Consider the following 15,188-nt stretch of genomic DNA (forward strand, 5'->3'; position numbering starts at 1 on the left):
GGCCCGTTGGCCCCACTATCTTGGGTTCTCCGCCTTCCATGACCAACAGCTACAACGCGGCTGATATCGAAGTCCTGTCGGGGCTGGATCCGGTGCGCAAGCGGCCGGGCATGTATACGGACACCAGCCGGCCGAATCACATGGCCCAGGAGGTGATCGACAACTCGGTGGACGAGGCCATTGCAGGCTATGCGAAGAAGATCGACGTGGTGCTGCACAAGGACGGGTCGCTGTCCGTGGCCGACGACGGGCGCGGCATGCCGGTGGACATGCACCCGAAGGAAAAGCGTCCCGGGGTGGAGGTGATCCTCTCCACGCTGCATGCGGGCGGCAAGTTCTCGGACAAGAACTACCAGTTCTCCGGCGGCCTGCACGGCGTGGGCGTGTCCGTGGTCAACGCCCTCTCGAAGCACCTGGAAGTGTGGATCAAGCGCGACGGCAGGGAATACAACATGGCCTTCGCCGGCGGCCACAAGAAAGTGGATCTCGAGATCGTGGGCGAGGTGGGGCGGCGCAATACCGGCACGACCCTGCGTTTCTGGCCGGACCCGAAATATTTCGATTCGCCGAAGTTCTCCGTGCCCCGCCTTAAGCATATCCTGCGCGCCAAGGCCGTGCTCTGCCCGGGGCTCGCTGTCAGCTTCCGCGATGAGATTACCGGCGAGCACGTCGACTGGTGCTACGAGGCGGGTCTGCGGGATTACCTGGTGGAGGCGGTGTCGGGTTTCGAGCGCGTGCCCGAGGAGCCCTTCATGGGCGCCATGTCCGGCCAGACCGAGGCAGCCGAGTGGGCCGTGGTCTGGCTGCCGGAGGGCGGCGAGGCGGTGACCGAGAGCTACGTGAACCTGATCCCCACGGGGCAGGGCGGCACCCACGTCAACGGCCTGCGCACCGGGCTCACCGATGCGGTACGCGAATTCTGCGAGTTCCGGAATCTGTTGCCACGCGGCGTGAAGCTCACCCCCGAGGACGTCTGGGATCGTGTCTCCTACATCCTCTCCTTCAAGATGCAGGATCCCCAGTTCGCCGGGCAGACCAAAGAGCGGCTGTCGTCCCGCGAGGCGGCACCGTTTGTCTCCGGTGTCGTCAAGGATGCCTTCAGCCTGTGGCTCAACCAGCATCCGGGGGCCGGCGAACGCATCGCGGAACTGGCCATCAACAGTGCCCAGCGCCGCGCACGGGCAGGCCGAAAGGTGGTGCGCAAGAAGGTCACCCAGGGCCCGACGCTGCCCGGCAAGTTGGCCGACTGCGCCAGCCAGGATCTGGCCCGCACCGAACTCTTCCTGGTGGAAGGGGATTCCGCAGGTGGCTCCGCCAAGCAGGCACGTGATCGGGAGTTCCAGGCCATCATGCCGTTGCGCGGCAAGATCCTGAACGCCTGGGAAGTGGAGCCGGATCAGGTGCTCGGCTCCCAGGAGATCCATGACATCAGCGTCGCCATTGGCGTGGAGCCCGGTGTGTCGGACCTAAAGGGCCTGCGCTACGGCAAGATCTGCATTCTGGCCGATGCCGACTCCGACGGCGCCCACATCGCCACGCTCCTGTGCGCGCTGTTCATGCGCCACTTCCGGCCGCTGGTGGACCATGGTCACGTCTACGTGGCCATGCCGCCGCTGTTTCGCATCGACGTGGGCAAGGAGACCTTCTACGCACTGGACGAACACGAGAAGCAGGGCGTGCTGGAGCGCATCGAGGCGGAAAAGAAGAAGGGCAAGGTGTCAGTCACCCGCTTCAAGGGCCTGGGCGAGATGAATCCCATGCAGCTTCGCGAGACCACCATGGACCCGGACACCCGCCGCCTGGTGCAACTCACCGTGGACGCCGGCGACGACACCCACACCCTGCTGGACATGCTGCTGGCCAAGAAACGAGCCGCCGACCGCAAGAGCTGGCTCGAGACCAAGGGGCATCTGGCTGAGGTAGAGGTTTGACTGGCATTTCGACGGTGATTGGCGTAGGTGATGGAACGCGTAGGTCGCAGAGGCGCGGAGAACGCAGAGAGTTTCGTCTTTCCTAAATCAAACTCCGCGTCCTCTGCGCCTCTGCGTCCTCCGCGTCAACCTCCCAAGACAACGTTTCACGGAAACGGGGTAACTGGTAAATGGCTACGTTGTTCACCCAGACCATCATCGCGGTGGTGTGGGACTTCGACAAGACGCTGATCCCGGGCTACATGCAGGGGCCCCTGTTCGAGCATTACGGGGTGGATGAGCGGCAGTTCTGGCGCGAGGTCAATGAGCTGTCGCGGATCTATCGCGAGCGCGGTTCGGAGCAGGTGTCCGGGGAGATGAACTATCTCAATCACATCCTCGAGTACGTGCGTCGCGGCGTGTTCAAGGATCTGAGCAACGAGAAACTGGGCGAGCTGGGCGCGAGCCTCCAGTTCTATCCGGGGCTGCCGGAGTTCTTCGGCGAGTTGAAGGAGACGGTGGAGCGTGAGCCGCGCTACGCCCATCACGACATCACGCTGGAGCATTACGTGGTGAGCACGGGTTTCACGCGCACCATCCGCGGCAGTGCCATCGCGCCGTATCTGGACGGGGTGTGGGGCTGCGAGTTTCTGGAAGACCTGAACGCCGCTCCGCCGGTGATTGCTCAGGTCGGTTACGTGCTGGACAACACCACCAAGACCCGTGCGGTGTTCGAGATCAACAAGGGCGTAAACAAGCACCCGGAGCAGATCGACGTGAACGCGGCGGTACCGGAGGCCGAGCGGCGCATCCCGTTCCAGAACATGATCTACATCGCCGACGGTCCGTCCGACGTGCCGGTATTCTCCGTGGTCAAGCGCAGCGGAGGTTACACCTACGGCGTCTACAACCCGGGCCAGCGCCAGGAGTTCAGTCAGGTCAACGAACTGCAGCGCCAGGGACGCGTTCAGGCCTTCGGCCCCGCGGATTACCGCCAGGGTACCCAGACCTGCATGTGGCTCACGGACGCCGTGCAGAAGATCGCCGAACGCATCGTCACCGACCGCGAACGTGCTCTGGGCGACAAGGTCGGCAAGGCCCCGCGGCATTTGTCGGACTGAACAACTAATGGACAGGATTAACAGGATTTTTGTGGATCTACAGGATCAATTCCTAATGCTTTAAATTCCTGTGAATCCTCAAAAATCCTGTTAATCCTGTCAAAGATTTTTACTTGAGGCACCATGAGCAGTCTTGATCTGAACCTGGAAGGCGCCGAGCGGCTGCCGCTGAAGGACTTCACCGAGAAGGCGTACCTGGATTATTCCATGTACGTGATCCTCGACCGGGCGCTGCCGCACATTGGCGACGGCCTGAAGCCCGTGCAGCGGCGCATCGTCTATGCCATGAGCGAGCTGGGGCTTTCGGCGGCGTCAAAGTACAAGAAGTCGGCGCGAACCGTGGGTGACGTGCTGGGCAAGTTTCATCCCCACGGGGATTCGGCCTGTTACGAGGCCATGGTGCTCATGGCCCAGCCGTTTTCCTACCGCTATCCGTTCGTGGACGGGCAGGGTAACTGGGGCTCGCCGGACGATCCCAAGTCGTTTGCCGCCATGCGCTACACCGAGTCGCGGCTTTCGCCCTATGCACAACTCCTGCTCTCGGAACTGGGGCAGGGCACCGTGGACTGGATTCCCAACTTCGACGGTACCCTGGAGGAACCGAAGGTGCTGCCGGCGCGCCTGCCCAACGTGCTGCTCAATGGTGGTACCGGCATCGCCGTGGGCATGGCCACGGATATCCCGCCCCACAACCTGCGCGAGGTGGCCGCGGCCTGTGTGCATCTGCTGGAGAATCCGAAGGCCACGGTGGCGGAGTTGTGCGAGCACATCCAGGGGCCGGATTTTCCCACCGAGGCGGAGATCATCACGCCACGGGCCGAGATCCGGAAGATCTACGAGACCGGCAACGGCGCGCTGCGCATGCGCGCGCGCTACGAGCGTGAAAACGGCGACATCATCATTACCGCGCTGCCGTATCAGGTCTCGGGCTCGAAGGTGCTGGAGCAGATCGCGGGACAGATGAATGCCAAGAAGCTGCCCATGGTGGAGGATCTGCGCGACGAGTCCGATCATGAACACCCCACGCGGCTTGTGATCCAGCCGCGCAGCAACCGGGTGGACGTGGAGGCGCTCATGGCGCACCTGTTCGCCACCACGGATCTCGAACGCAGCTATCGCGTGAACCTGAACATGATCGGTCTGGACGGCCGACCGCAGGTAAAGAACCTGCCTGCGCTGCTCAGGGAGTGGCTGAGCTTTCGTACCGAGACCGTGCGCCGGCGCTTGCAATGGCGCCTGGACAAGGTGCTGGCCCGGCTGCATATCCTCGAAGGCCTGCTGATCGCCTATCTGAACATCGATGAGGTGATCCGCATCATCCGTGAGAACGATGAGCCGAAACCGGTGCTCATGAAACGTTTCGGCCTCACGGACACCCAGGCCGAGGCGATCCTGGAACTCAAGCTGCGGCATTTGGCCAGGCTCGAGGAGATGAAGATCCGCGGCGAGCAGGACGAACTGGAGAAGGAGCGGGCTGCACTGGAGAAGACGCTCGGCTCCAACACGCGTCTCAAGCGGCTCATCCGGGACGAGATCCGGGCCGATGCCGAGAAGTTCGGCGACGAGCGCCGATCGCCCATCGTGGCAAGGGCCGCCGCCCAGGCCATGGACGAATCGGAACTGGTGCCCACGGAACCGCTCACCGTGGTGCTGTCGAAGATGGGTTGGGTGCGCGCCGCCAAGGGCCACGAGGTGGATGCCGAGGGCCTGAGCTACAAGTCGGGCGACGCCTTCCTATCGGCTGCCCGCGGGCGCAGCAACCAGCCGGCGGTGTTCATCGATTCCACCGGGCGCACCTACACCCTGCCGGCCCATACGCTGCCTTCCGCACGGGGGCAGGGCGAGCCCCTCTCCGGGCGCCTCTCTCCGCCCGACGGGGCGCGTTTCGTGGGCGTGATGATGGGTGCCCCCTCGGACCTGTTCCTGCTCTCCACCGATCACGGCTACGGCTTCGTGTGTTCCCTGGAGGACATGCAGAGCCGCACCAAGGCGGGCAAGGCGGTGCTCACGGTGCCGGCAGGTGCCCGGGTGCTGCCGCCCGTGAGGGTTCGAGACCTGGAGCAGGACTGGATTTGTGCCGCCACCAGCGAAGGGCACCTGCTGGTCACGCCGCTGGCCGAACTGCCGCGCATGGCGCGGGGCAAGGGCAACAAGATCATCAACGTGCCCACCGCAAGGCTCAAGACCCGTCAGGAGTGGGTGGCCGCGATCACCCTCGTCCAGGACGGAGAGCCCCTCACCGTGGTGGCCGGCAGGAAGTTCAAGACCATGAAGGGCCCCGAAGTGGACGAATACGCCGGGGAGCGCGGCAAGCGCGGCCGCAAGCTGCCCAGAGGGTTCCAGAAGGTGGAAGCACTGAAGGTGGAGGGATAAAGACCCGAAAGGTCAGCCACAGAGGGCACAGAGGTCACAGAGGAAATCCGTAAGCGCCACCGGCGGAAGGTCCGAACCGCTGGCTATCTACCGCAACATCCAACGAAGTGGCCTTTATCTCTGTGTCCTCTGTGCCCTCTGTGGCTTAAGGCCTTTCCTGGCAGTCTCCCCCGTCCCCGGACACAGGACGAAGGTTGAATTTTTCACCTTTGACCCTATCTAATATCGCGGTTCCGGATTCTGAACTGAATACATCGGAGAGACGATGAAGCGCGTTTTCCTGTTCCTGGCCACCAACCTGGCCATCATTGTGGTGCTGAGCATCACCCTGCGCATCCTGGGTGTGGAGCGCATCCTCGATGAGACCGGTACCGGCCTGAACCTCAACGCCCTGCTGGTGTTCGCGGCGGTGTTCGGTTTCGGCGGTTCGTTCATCTCCCTGGCCATTTCCAAGTGGATGGCCAAGCGGGCCATGCGCGTGCATATCATCGAGAAGCCCCGCAACAGCTCGGAACAGTGGCTGGTGGAGACCGTGCAGCGACAGGCACGCCAGGCGGGCATCGGCATGCCGGAGGTAGGCATCTTCAACTCGCCCGATCCCAACGCATTCGCCACCGGCATGAGCAAGAACAACGCGCTGGTGGCGGTGAGCACCGGACTGCTGGATCGCATGAATGCCGACGAGGTGGAGGCGGTGCTGGGCCACGAAGTGAGTCACGTGGCCAATGGCGACATGGTCACCCTGGCGCTGATCCAGGGCGTGGTGAACACCTTCGTGATCTTCCTTGCCCGGGTGATCGGCCATTTCGTGGACCGGGTGGTCTTCAAGAACGAGCGCGGTCACGGTCCGGGTTTCTGGATCACCACCATCGTGGCGGAGATCATTCTTGCCATCCTGGCGTCCATCATCGTCATGTGGTTCTCCCGCCAGCGTGAGTTCCGGGCGGATGCGGGCGGCGCCCGTCTGGCCGGCCGGGAGAAGATGATTTCGGCCCTGGAAAAGCTGCGGGCGGTGCACCAGCCCAGCCAGATGCCCGACCAGCTTGCCGCCTTCGGTATCCGCGGGGGCATGGCACAGGGCATCAAGAAGCTCTTCATGAGCCACCCGCCGCTGGAGGAGCGCATCATGGCGCTCAAGACGGGTCAGAGGTAAAACGCCTCTTATTCAATGAGTTGCAGCAAGGCCGCCCCCGGGCGGCCTTTTTGTTCTATGCTGTAGAGAACCCTGATAGACGTGAGGGTCACCCATGGCCAACAAGCCGCATCCAACTGAGCCCGAGCTCATCGCCTGCGAGATCTGCCTGCGCGAATTGCCATCCCACGAGTCCCACAGCGTGGAGGAAGATGAGTACGTGCAGCATTTCTGTGGCCTCGAGTGCTACGACCTCTGGCGCCGCGGGCTGATCAAGCTGGACGATGACAAGGCTGATGATAGTCAGTAGTCAGTAGTCAGTAGTCAGTAGTCAGTAGTCAGTTGTCCGTTGTCGGTCTGCAACTGACCACTGACGAGGGACAACTGACCATCCCGTCCAGCACCTCCCAGACGTTTTCCAGCATCCGCTCTTGCGCTTCGGCGGTGGGGTGGATACCGTCGGCCTGCATGAGCGAGCGGTCTTCGGCGACACCGTCCAGAAAGAACGGCACCAGGGGCACGTCAAACTCCCGGGCCACCTGGTGATAGATGTCGTGGAACCTCTCGGTGAAATGGCTGCCGTAGTTGGGAGGCAGGTGCATTCCCAGCAGCAACACGTCGGCGCCATGGTCCAGGCTCAGGCGGACCAGTTGGGCGAGGTTGTCGCGCATCTCAGCCAGCATCTGGTTCGGATGCACGCCCCGAAGGCCGTCATTGCCTCCCAGTTCGATGATCACCAGTGCCGGGTCATGGCGTTCCAGGGCCCGGGGGAGGCGAGTGAGCGCGCCACGGGTGGTTTCACCTGAGACGCTGGCATTGACCACCTGCCAGGGCAAATCGTCCTGGGCCAGGCGGCGTTCCAGCAGGGCAACCCAACCGTCGCGTTCGGCGAAGCCGTGAGCGGTGCTCAGGCTGTCGCCCAGTACCATCAGCGTGGGACGTTCGCCGGAGGCGAGGCCCGGTAGCGGAATCAGCAGGATCAGCAACAGGAGAAGGCGTTTCATGGGGTCGAATTCTAACGCGCTCAATGGCGCACTGGTGGAAGCCGAGGGGCTGACAAAGTTCGTGCAGGGGCCGGGCGGGCGCCTGGATATCCTCAAGGGCGTGGACCTGCGCGTTGCGCCATCGGAAGCGGTGGCGATCCTCGGCGCGTCGGGTTCCGGCAAGTCCACCCTGCTCGGGCTGCTCGCAGGGTTGGATCTGCCAAGCGGCGGAGAAGTTCGCCTGTTGTCCGAATCACTGCGGGCGCTGGATGAGGATGTGCGCGCCCGCCTGCGCGCGGGGCGGGTGGGTTTCGTGTTCCAGTCCTTCCAGCTCCTGCCGGCCCTGACGGCCCTGGAGAACGTCATGCTGGCGCTGGAACTGGGCGAGCATCCGGGCAATGCCCGCGGCGCGGCCCTGGAGGCCCTGGAGCGCGTGGGGCTCAGGGAGCGGGTGCATCACTACCCGAGCCAGCTTTCGGGTGGCGAGCAGCAGCGCGTCGCCATTGCCCGGGCCTTTGCCCCGAACCCCCGCGTACTGTTCGCCGACGAACCCACCGGAAACCTGGACCAGGTCACGGGTGATCAGATCATCGGGCTGTTGTTCGAACTCAAGGAGGCCCTGGGCACGGCACTGGTGATGGTGACCCACGACGTGGAACTGGCCGGACGCTGCGACCGCCGCCTGTTTCTGCGCGACGGTGTCCTGGAGGCCCAATGAAGGCAGGGGCCGTTCGTTTTTCCCTGCGTTCGCTGATGCGGGAGTGGCGCGCCGGGGAATTGCAGGTGCTGGCCCTGGCCGTGGTTATTGCCGTGGCGGCGGTGACGTCGGTGGGCTTTTTTGCCGACAAGGTGCAGCGGGCCATGCTGCTGCAGGCCAGCGAACTGCTGGGCGCGGACCTGGTGGTGGTCTCTCCCGAACCCATCGAACCGGCCCTGCGGGAAGGAGCGCAGGCACACGGTCTTGAAACGGCGCGCTTCGTCACCTTCCCGAGCGTGGTGTTGTTCGGGGATGCGGCACAGCTCGCGGAACTCAAGGCGGTGGATGGCGGTTATCCCCTGCGCGGCCGGCTGCGTACCTCGGAGCAGCCCTTCGGGTCCGAGGAGGAGATGGAGCAGGGCCCCGCCCCCGGCGAGGTGTGGGTGGAGGCACGGCTGTTCCAGCAGATGGAGTTTGAACCGGGGGATCTCCTGCAGGTCGGCGAGACGGAACTTCGGGTGGCCCGTGTACTGACCTATGAACCCGACCGGGGCGGCGCCCTGTTCCTGCTGGCCCCGCGCGTGATGTTCAACGTCGAGGACGTGCCGGCCACGGGCCTGGTCACCCCGGCAAGCCGCGTGGACCACCGGTTGCTGGTGGCCGGCGACGAACCGGCGGTGAACGCCTATCGGGCCTGGGCCGCGGAGCGCCTCGAACCCAACCAGCGCCTGGAAGGGATCCGTGACGCCCGCCCGGAGCTGCGCATGGCCATCGAGCGAGGCGAGCAGTTCCTGGGGCTTGCGGCACTGGTGGCGGTGTTGCTGGCTGGCGGTGCCATCGGGGTGGCGGCGCGCTACTACAGCGAACGTCAGGCCGATGCCGGCGCCGTCATGCGCTGTCTGGGCGCCAGCCGGGCCTTCGTGGTCCGGGTGTTTGCGCTGCGGCTGTTGTGGATTGCGATCCTCTCCAGCTTGGCCGGCGTACTCGCGGGTTTCGCCGCCCAGACGGTGCTGACGCGTCTGCTGGGTGTGTGGTTTCCGGGCGGGTTGCCCGCGGCCTCCGCGTGGCCCGTGTTCTCGGGCCTGGCCATCGGTCTGATCACGGTGGTCGGCTTTGCCCTGCCCTCCATGCTGCGCGTCGGGCGCGTTCCACCCCTTCGGGTGCTGCGCCGTGAACTGGGCGCCCCACCGCCGTCCGTGTGGCTGGTGCTCGGTCTTGCGTTCCTCACCCTGGCGGTGCTGCTCATGTGGCAGATCGGGGACCTGCGCCTGGTGGGGCGTGTCCTGGGCGGTGCGCTGATCACGGGCCTGGTGCTCTGGGGCGCGGCCTGGGGTCTGATCCTGCTGCTCAGACCGCTTCGCACCCGGGGCGGCGTGGCGCTGCGTTTCGGCCTGGCCAACCTGGCCCGCCGCGGCAGCCTCAGCGCGGTGCAGCTTTCCGCGTTCGGTCTCGGAATCATGGCGCTGCTGCTGCTGGCCCTGGTGCGGGTGGACATGCTCGCCGCGTGGGAGCAGAACTTCTCCGATGACGCACCGAACCAGTTCATGATCAACGTGCAGCCGGATCAGGTGGAACCCCTGCAGGCGCTGTTCGAGTCCCGCGGGCTGGCAAAGCCGGTCTACCATCCCATGGTGCGCGGCCGGCTCATCGCCATCAATGAACGGGCCGTGAATCCGGAGGACTACGACAACCCCCGCGCCGAGCGGCTGGCCGCCCGGGAGTTCAATCTCTCCTTCAGGGATGCGCCCCAGCCGGGCAACCACGTCGTCGAGGGCCGCTGGTGGCGGGCGGGGGACGATCCCCGGCAATGGTCGGTGGAGGATGGGCTGGCTACGACATTGGGCATCGAGCTGGGTGACACACTCAGCTTCCGCGTTGCCGGGGAGACGGTGGAGGGTACCGTCACCAACCTGCGCAAGGTGCAGTGGGATTCGTTCAATGTGAATTTCTTCGTGGTGGCGCCACCGGAGCTGCTGACCGAAATGCCCGCCACGTACATCACCAGTTTCCGGCTGGACGACGACGGTGACGGGCTCCTTGCGGCCGCAGTGCGTCAGTTTCCCAATGTCACGGTGCTGGACGTGCGCGTGCTGATGGAGCGGGTGCGCGCCATCACCGACAGGGCCTCCCTGGCTGTGGAGTATGTGTTCCTGTTTACGTTGCTCGCCGGCGTGGTGATGCTGTTCGCGGCCATCCAGGCCACGCGGGATGTGCGCCAGCAGGAGACGGCGCTGTTGCGCACCCTGGGGGCCGGCCGCCGTCACGTGCTGGCCGGGCTGCTTGCCGAGTTCATGGTCATGGGCCTGCTGGCCGGGGTGCTGGCCGCAGCCGGGGCCACGCTCATAGGCTACGTGCTCGCCCAGCAGATCTTCGACCTGCCTTTCGCGGTCAATCCGTGGTTGTGGATCGTCGGCGTCGGTGGCGGTGCGGCCGGCGTCGGCCTGGCCGGCTGGCTCGGGGCAAGAGGCGTGCTGCGTCAACCGCCGCTGCTCACCCTGCGCAAGGGCGTGTGAGCAGAAGGATGAAGGTGGAAGGATGAAGGATGAATCAAAGGCCGCGGGGTGGCGCAGCCGCCCTTTGTCTTTGGATTTCCCCTTGTATCTTGGCTCTTGTATCTTGGCTCTGTTTTTATGAAACACTCCCACTACCACAAGAAGCATGTCTCCGGTGCCCCGCTGCACGAACTCGAGGCGCGCTTCGGTCCGGCCCAGGGGGACGCGTCGGACGCGGCGTTGTCCGAGGCGCTCAAGCTGGCCACGGCCTACCGTGGCGACGATCTGCGGCGCCCCGTTGCGCTGGACGTGGCCGAGACGCTGCGGCTGCTGGGCGTGGACCGGGAGACCCTGGTGGCCACCCTGTTGCTGGACGCCTACATGCACGGGCGCCTTTCCGAGGCGGGGATGCGCGAGCGTTTCGGGGCCTCGGTGGCGGGTCTGGTGCGCAGTGTGCACTGGATGCTCACCTTCAAGGAGGAAACCCCCGGCGCGGCGGCAGGCCCGGAGCAGGCCGAGCGCCTGCGCCGGCTGCTGCTGGCCGTCGTGGAAGACGTCCGCGCCGTGCTCATCAAGCTCGCCTACCGGGTGCAGCGCCTGCGCCTGATGGCGCGCGAGCCCGACGAGGAAGCGAAAGCCTATGCACGGGAGACGCTGGAGGTGTTTGCACCGCTGGCGCATCGTCTGGGTATCGGTCAGTTGAAATGGGAGATGGAGGATCTTTCCTTCCGCATTCTCGAACCCGACGAATACCGCCGGGTTGCGAAACTGCTGGAGGAAAGCCGCACCGAACGCGAGTCCTATATCCTCGACTTCACCGGGCGCCTGGAATCCGCGCTGTCGGCCGAAGGAATCGACGCAAAAGTCCTGGGGCGGCCGAAGCACATCCACAGCATTTGGCGCAAGATGCAGCGCAAACAGCTGGATTTCGAGGAGCTGTATGACCTTCGTGCCGTGCGCGTGATCGTGGACCGCATCTCCACCTGCTACACGGTGCTGGGGGTGGTACACGGTCTCTGGCCGCACATTCCCCAGGAGTTCGACGACTACATCGCCAATCCCAAGGACAACGGCTACCAGTCCCTGCATACGGCCGTGATCGGGCCGAAGGCCAAGGTGGTGGAGGTGCAGATCCGCACCCAGGAGATGGACGATTTCGCCGAGCTGGGTGTCGCGGCCCACTGGCGCTACAAGGAAGGCGGACGTGAGGACCTGGCCATGGCGCGTGCGATCGGATCGCTGCGCCGGTTGCTGGATAACCGCGAGGACGACGAAGTGCTGATGGACAGTTTCCGCTCGGAGCTGTTCCAGGACCGTGTCTTCGTGCTGACGCCCCGGGGTGATGTGGTGGATCTGCCCAAGGGCTCCACCCCCCTGGATTTCGCCTATGCCATCCACACCGAGGTGGGCCACCGCTGCCGGGGCGCCAAGGTGGACGGGCGCATTGTGCCGCTGACCTACACGCTTCGCTCGGGCCAGCGGATCGAGGTGCTCACCACCCGCCAGGGCGGACCAAGCCGGGACTGGATCAACCCCAGCATGGGCTACCTGCGCACCTCGCGTGCCCGCGCCAAGGCCCGTTCCTGGTTCAAGCTCCAGGATCATGACCGCAATCTTGCGGAGGGGCGCGGCATCGTGGAGCGGGAATGTCAGCGCATGGGTGTGAGCCAGCCGGATCTCGATGCGCTGGCGCGGCGGTTTCATCACTCCAACCGGGAGGATTTCCTGGTGGCCGTCGGCAGCGGTGACATCAGTCCGGCCCAGTTGGCTGCTGCCCTCCAGCCTGTCGCGCCTGCGGTGGAATCGCTGGTCAGCACCCGGCGCCGCAAGCGTGCCCCGAAACCGGCCCGCGGCGACCAGTCCGAGATCCACATCCGCGGCGTGGGCAATCTGCTCACCCAGATCGCCCGCTGTTGCCGGCCGGTGCCCGGCGATCCCATCATCGGCTTCATCACGCGCGGCAAGGGCGTCAGTATCCACCGGCGGGACTGCGTCAACATCCTGCGCATGCCGGCGGAGAAGCGGGTGCGCCTGGTCGAGGTGGGATGGGGTGCCGAGCCCCGGGCCTACCCGGTGGACGTGCGCATCGAGGCCTTCGACCGCCAGGGCCTGTTGCGGGATGTCACGGGGGTCATGGCCAACGACCACATCAACGTGCTTTCAGCCACCACGCGCACCGACCGCACGGACCAGACCGTGACCATGGAGCTGACGCTGGAAGTGGAGGGCAGCGCGCAGTTGAGCGCGCTGATGGACAAGCTGGGCGCGTTGCCCAACGTGACCAGCGTGCGCCGCATCGCCACCTGACTCACGACACTAGTCTCACCGGTCGGACACCGGCTGGCGCCTGAAAGGCAGCACCGTGCCTGTCGGGGCAGGTCTGCGTCGCCGCGATGCCTGCAGGGCCAGTGCCCTGGACAACTCCACGTGCAGGCGTTGCACGATCTCTCCGGCATCGGGGCGAAAGCAGACCAGTTCGAACGCGACCGGGTCCGTGAGCGCTTGCCTTTCGCCGGTGCGAAACCGGTGCCAGATGAATTGCACCACTCGGGGGCCCAGGCCGTCGACGAAAACGAACTCCCCCGCCTGGATGACTGCCAGGTATTGCATGGGGCGTATTGGGACGAACAGGGCCTCCTGACCACTCTCGGACAGCAGCAGTCGCGCGCGATTGTAGGTATCGGCCCGGAGCATGGAAGGCTCGCGGCGCAGCGGCTTACCCATCTCGAATCGTTCCGTGACCTTCATGGCACGCGCTCCCCCCGGACAGGCTCCCGGGGACCGATTCATCATGCCACGAACAGGGCGGGTCCAGACAAGCACGGGGGAAGGTGGCGCCCCGATCAGGATTCGAACCTGAGACCTTCCCCTTAGGAGGGGGACGCTCTATCCAGCTGAGCTATCGGGGCGTGTAGAGGAGAGCGGGAGGATACCCGATTCGGGCCATCCCGGACAAAGTCGGGCCATGTCTTGCGGAGGGTCTGGCCGCCGCCCGGGAGCCTGGCCCTTGGCGTGGCGGGCACGGCCAGCCCCATGCCTTTGCCCCGTCCTGCGCTTTCGGCTATCGTTCGCCTCGACACAGCCGGCACAAGGAACGGATGGAATGAGCGAGAAGGTGGGTGTGATCGGCCTCGGCTACGTGGGGCTGCCCGTGGCCCTGGGTTTTGCGAGGCATTACCCGGACACCGTGGGGTTCGATATCAGCGAGCGCCGGGTGACCACCCTGCGCGGCGGCCACGACTTCACCGGTGAGGTGACCCCGGAGGAGCTGGAAGCCGTCTCCATCCGTTATACGACCGATCCCGCCGACCTGGAAGGCGTGACCTTCTTTGTGGTCACGGTACCCACGCCCATCGACGATAATCGCCAGCCGGACCTGCGCCCGGTGATCTCCGCCTGCGAGACCGTTGGCCGGGTGCTCTCGCGCGGGGCTGTCGTCGTGTTCGAGTCCACCGTCTACCCCGGTGTCACCGAGGAGGTCTGCGGCCCCATACTGGCGCGGCTGTCCGGGCTCGAACAGGGGAAGGACTTCAAGCTCGGCTACTCGCCGGAGCGCATCAACCCGGGCGACCGGGAGCATACCCTTGAGCGCATCGTGAAGGTGGTGTCCGGCGAGGATGCCGAGACGCTTGATCGCGTGGCCGGGGCGTACGAAAAGATTGTCACCGCTGGCATTCACCGGGCGCCCACCATCCGTGTGGCCGAGGCCGCCAAGGTCATCGAGAACACCCAGCGCGACCTCAATATCGCCCTCATGAATGAACTGGCCCTGATCTTCGACAGGCTGGGAATCCGCACCAAGGACGTGCTGGCCGCCGCGGGCACCAAGTGGAACTTCCTGCCCTTCAGCCCGGGTCTCGTGGGCGGTCACTGCATCGGGGTGGATCCCTATTACCTCACCACCAAGGCCAAGTCCGTGGGCTACTACCCCCAGGTGATCCTGGCCGGGCGCCGCATCAACGACGGCATGGGGGCCTACATCGCCCAGAAGCTCGTCAAGATGCTCATCGAGCAGGACCGCCCCGTGAAGCAGGGCAGGGTGGGCGTCCTCGGGTTGACCTTCAAGGAGAACGTGCCCGATCTGCGCAACTCGCGCGTACCCGATATCGTCAAGGAACTCCGCCAGTTCGGCATCGAGCCGCTGATCCACGACGCCCTGGCGGATGCCGACGAGGCCCGTCACGAGTACGAACTTGAACTCACGTCCCTGGACGCCTCCCACGACCTGGACGGCCTGATCCTGGCTGTGCCGCATCGGGTCTACGTCGAGCGCGGTCCCGGCGGTTTGTGCGACATGCTGGTGGATGGTGGGGTGTTCGTGGATGTGAAGTCCGCCATGCAGCCGGAAGACTTGCCGCCCGGCCACACATACTGGAGTCTTTAACGCGCATCTCCAACCATCGTTCGCAGTATGTACATTCGGCCACAGCACACAGATCGACGGCCACGGTAGATGGATGGCGGGCTAGCCCCAATATTT

Annotated in this window: 11 protein-coding genes and 1 tRNA gene; 9 read left to right on the forward strand and 3 right to left on the reverse strand. The window is 65.0% G+C overall.

The annotated features are described in order from the left end of the window. The first annotated feature begins 38 nt into the window (after positions 1–38). The 5 genes from parE (at position 39) to B1C78_RS10070 (ending at position 6,846) form a co-directional block, all read left to right on the forward strand. Positions 39–1,931, forward strand: a complete 1,893-nt coding sequence (gene parE, locus B1C78_RS10050; protein WP_077279028.1) for a DNA topoisomerase IV subunit B — start codon at positions 39–41, stop codon at positions 1,929–1,931. A 170-nt stretch (positions 1,932–2,101) separates the two neighbouring features. After that, on the forward strand, positions 2,102–3,031 hold the full coding sequence (locus B1C78_RS10055) for an HAD family hydrolase (protein ID WP_077279029.1): 930 nt from the start codon (positions 2,102–2,104) through the stop codon (positions 3,029–3,031). A gap of 123 nt (positions 3,032–3,154) precedes the next feature. Further along, positions 3,155–5,404: a DNA topoisomerase IV subunit A gene (parC, locus tag B1C78_RS10060; RefSeq protein WP_077279030.1), complete on the forward strand. Its 2,250-nt coding sequence runs from the start codon at positions 3,155–3,157 to the stop codon at positions 5,402–5,404. Positions 5,405–5,669: 265 nt separating this feature from the next. Then, positions 5,670–6,557, forward strand: coding sequence for a protease HtpX (gene htpX / locus B1C78_RS10065; protein ID WP_077279031.1), 888 nt, complete (start codon positions 5,670–5,672; stop codon positions 6,555–6,557). 94 nt (positions 6,558–6,651) lie between these two features. After that, positions 6,652–6,846, forward strand: a complete 195-nt coding sequence (locus tag B1C78_RS10070; RefSeq protein ID WP_077279032.1) for a DUF3330 domain-containing protein — start codon at positions 6,652–6,654, stop codon at positions 6,844–6,846. Between the two features lie 28 nt (positions 6,847–6,874). On the opposite strand, the gene B1C78_RS10075 is transcribed toward B1C78_RS10070, so the two are convergent. Next, positions 6,875–7,540, reverse strand: a complete 666-nt coding sequence (locus B1C78_RS10075; RefSeq protein WP_077279033.1) for an arylesterase — start codon at positions 7,538–7,540, stop codon at positions 6,875–6,877. Here B1C78_RS10075 and B1C78_RS10080 point away from each other — a divergent pair. The 3 genes from B1C78_RS10080 (at position 7,539) to B1C78_RS10090 (ending at position 13,015) form a co-directional block, all read left to right on the forward strand. Continuing rightward, positions 7,539–8,237 carry an ABC transporter ATP-binding protein gene (locus B1C78_RS10080; RefSeq protein ID WP_077279034.1) on the forward strand — a complete coding sequence of 233 codons (699 nt, stop codon included), beginning with the start codon at positions 7,539–7,541 and terminating at the stop codon, positions 8,235–8,237. The genes B1C78_RS10075 and B1C78_RS10080 overlap by 2 nt on opposite strands. Beyond that, positions 8,234–10,729 carry an ABC transporter permease gene (locus tag B1C78_RS10085; RefSeq protein ID WP_077279035.1) on the forward strand — a complete coding sequence of 832 codons (2,496 nt, stop codon included), beginning with the start codon at positions 8,234–8,236 and terminating at the stop codon, positions 10,727–10,729. The genes B1C78_RS10080 and B1C78_RS10085 overlap by 4 nt, the downstream gene beginning before the upstream one ends. Before the next feature lie 117 nt (positions 10,730–10,846). Further along, positions 10,847–13,015, forward strand: a complete 2,169-nt coding sequence (locus tag B1C78_RS10090; RefSeq protein WP_077279036.1) for a RelA/SpoT family protein — start codon at positions 10,847–10,849, stop codon at positions 13,013–13,015. Positions 13,016–13,030: 15 nt separating this feature from the next. Here the strand turns inward: B1C78_RS10090 and B1C78_RS10095 are convergent, their stop codons facing one another. Both B1C78_RS10095 and B1C78_RS10100 read right to left on the reverse strand, forming a co-directional pair. Next, positions 13,031–13,456: a hypothetical protein gene (locus B1C78_RS10095; RefSeq protein ID WP_077279037.1), complete on the reverse strand. Its 426-nt coding sequence runs from the start codon at positions 13,454–13,456 to the stop codon at positions 13,031–13,033. Positions 13,457–13,540: 84 nt separating this feature from the next. Continuing rightward, a tRNA-Arg gene (locus B1C78_RS10100) sits at positions 13,541–13,617 on the reverse strand. A gap of 194 nt (positions 13,618–13,811) precedes the next feature. Between B1C78_RS10100 and B1C78_RS10105 the strand changes: the two genes are divergently transcribed. Next, positions 13,812–15,092, forward strand: coding sequence for a nucleotide sugar dehydrogenase (locus B1C78_RS10105; protein ID WP_077279038.1), 1,281 nt, complete (start codon positions 13,812–13,814; stop codon positions 15,090–15,092). Positions 15,093–15,188: the final 96 nt, after the last annotated feature.

This window comes from Thioalkalivibrio denitrificans (genome assembly GCF_002000365.1).
GTDB classification, from domain to species: Bacteria; Pseudomonadota; Gammaproteobacteria; order Ectothiorhodospirales; family Ectothiorhodospiraceae; genus Thioalkalivibrio_A; species Thioalkalivibrio_A denitrificans.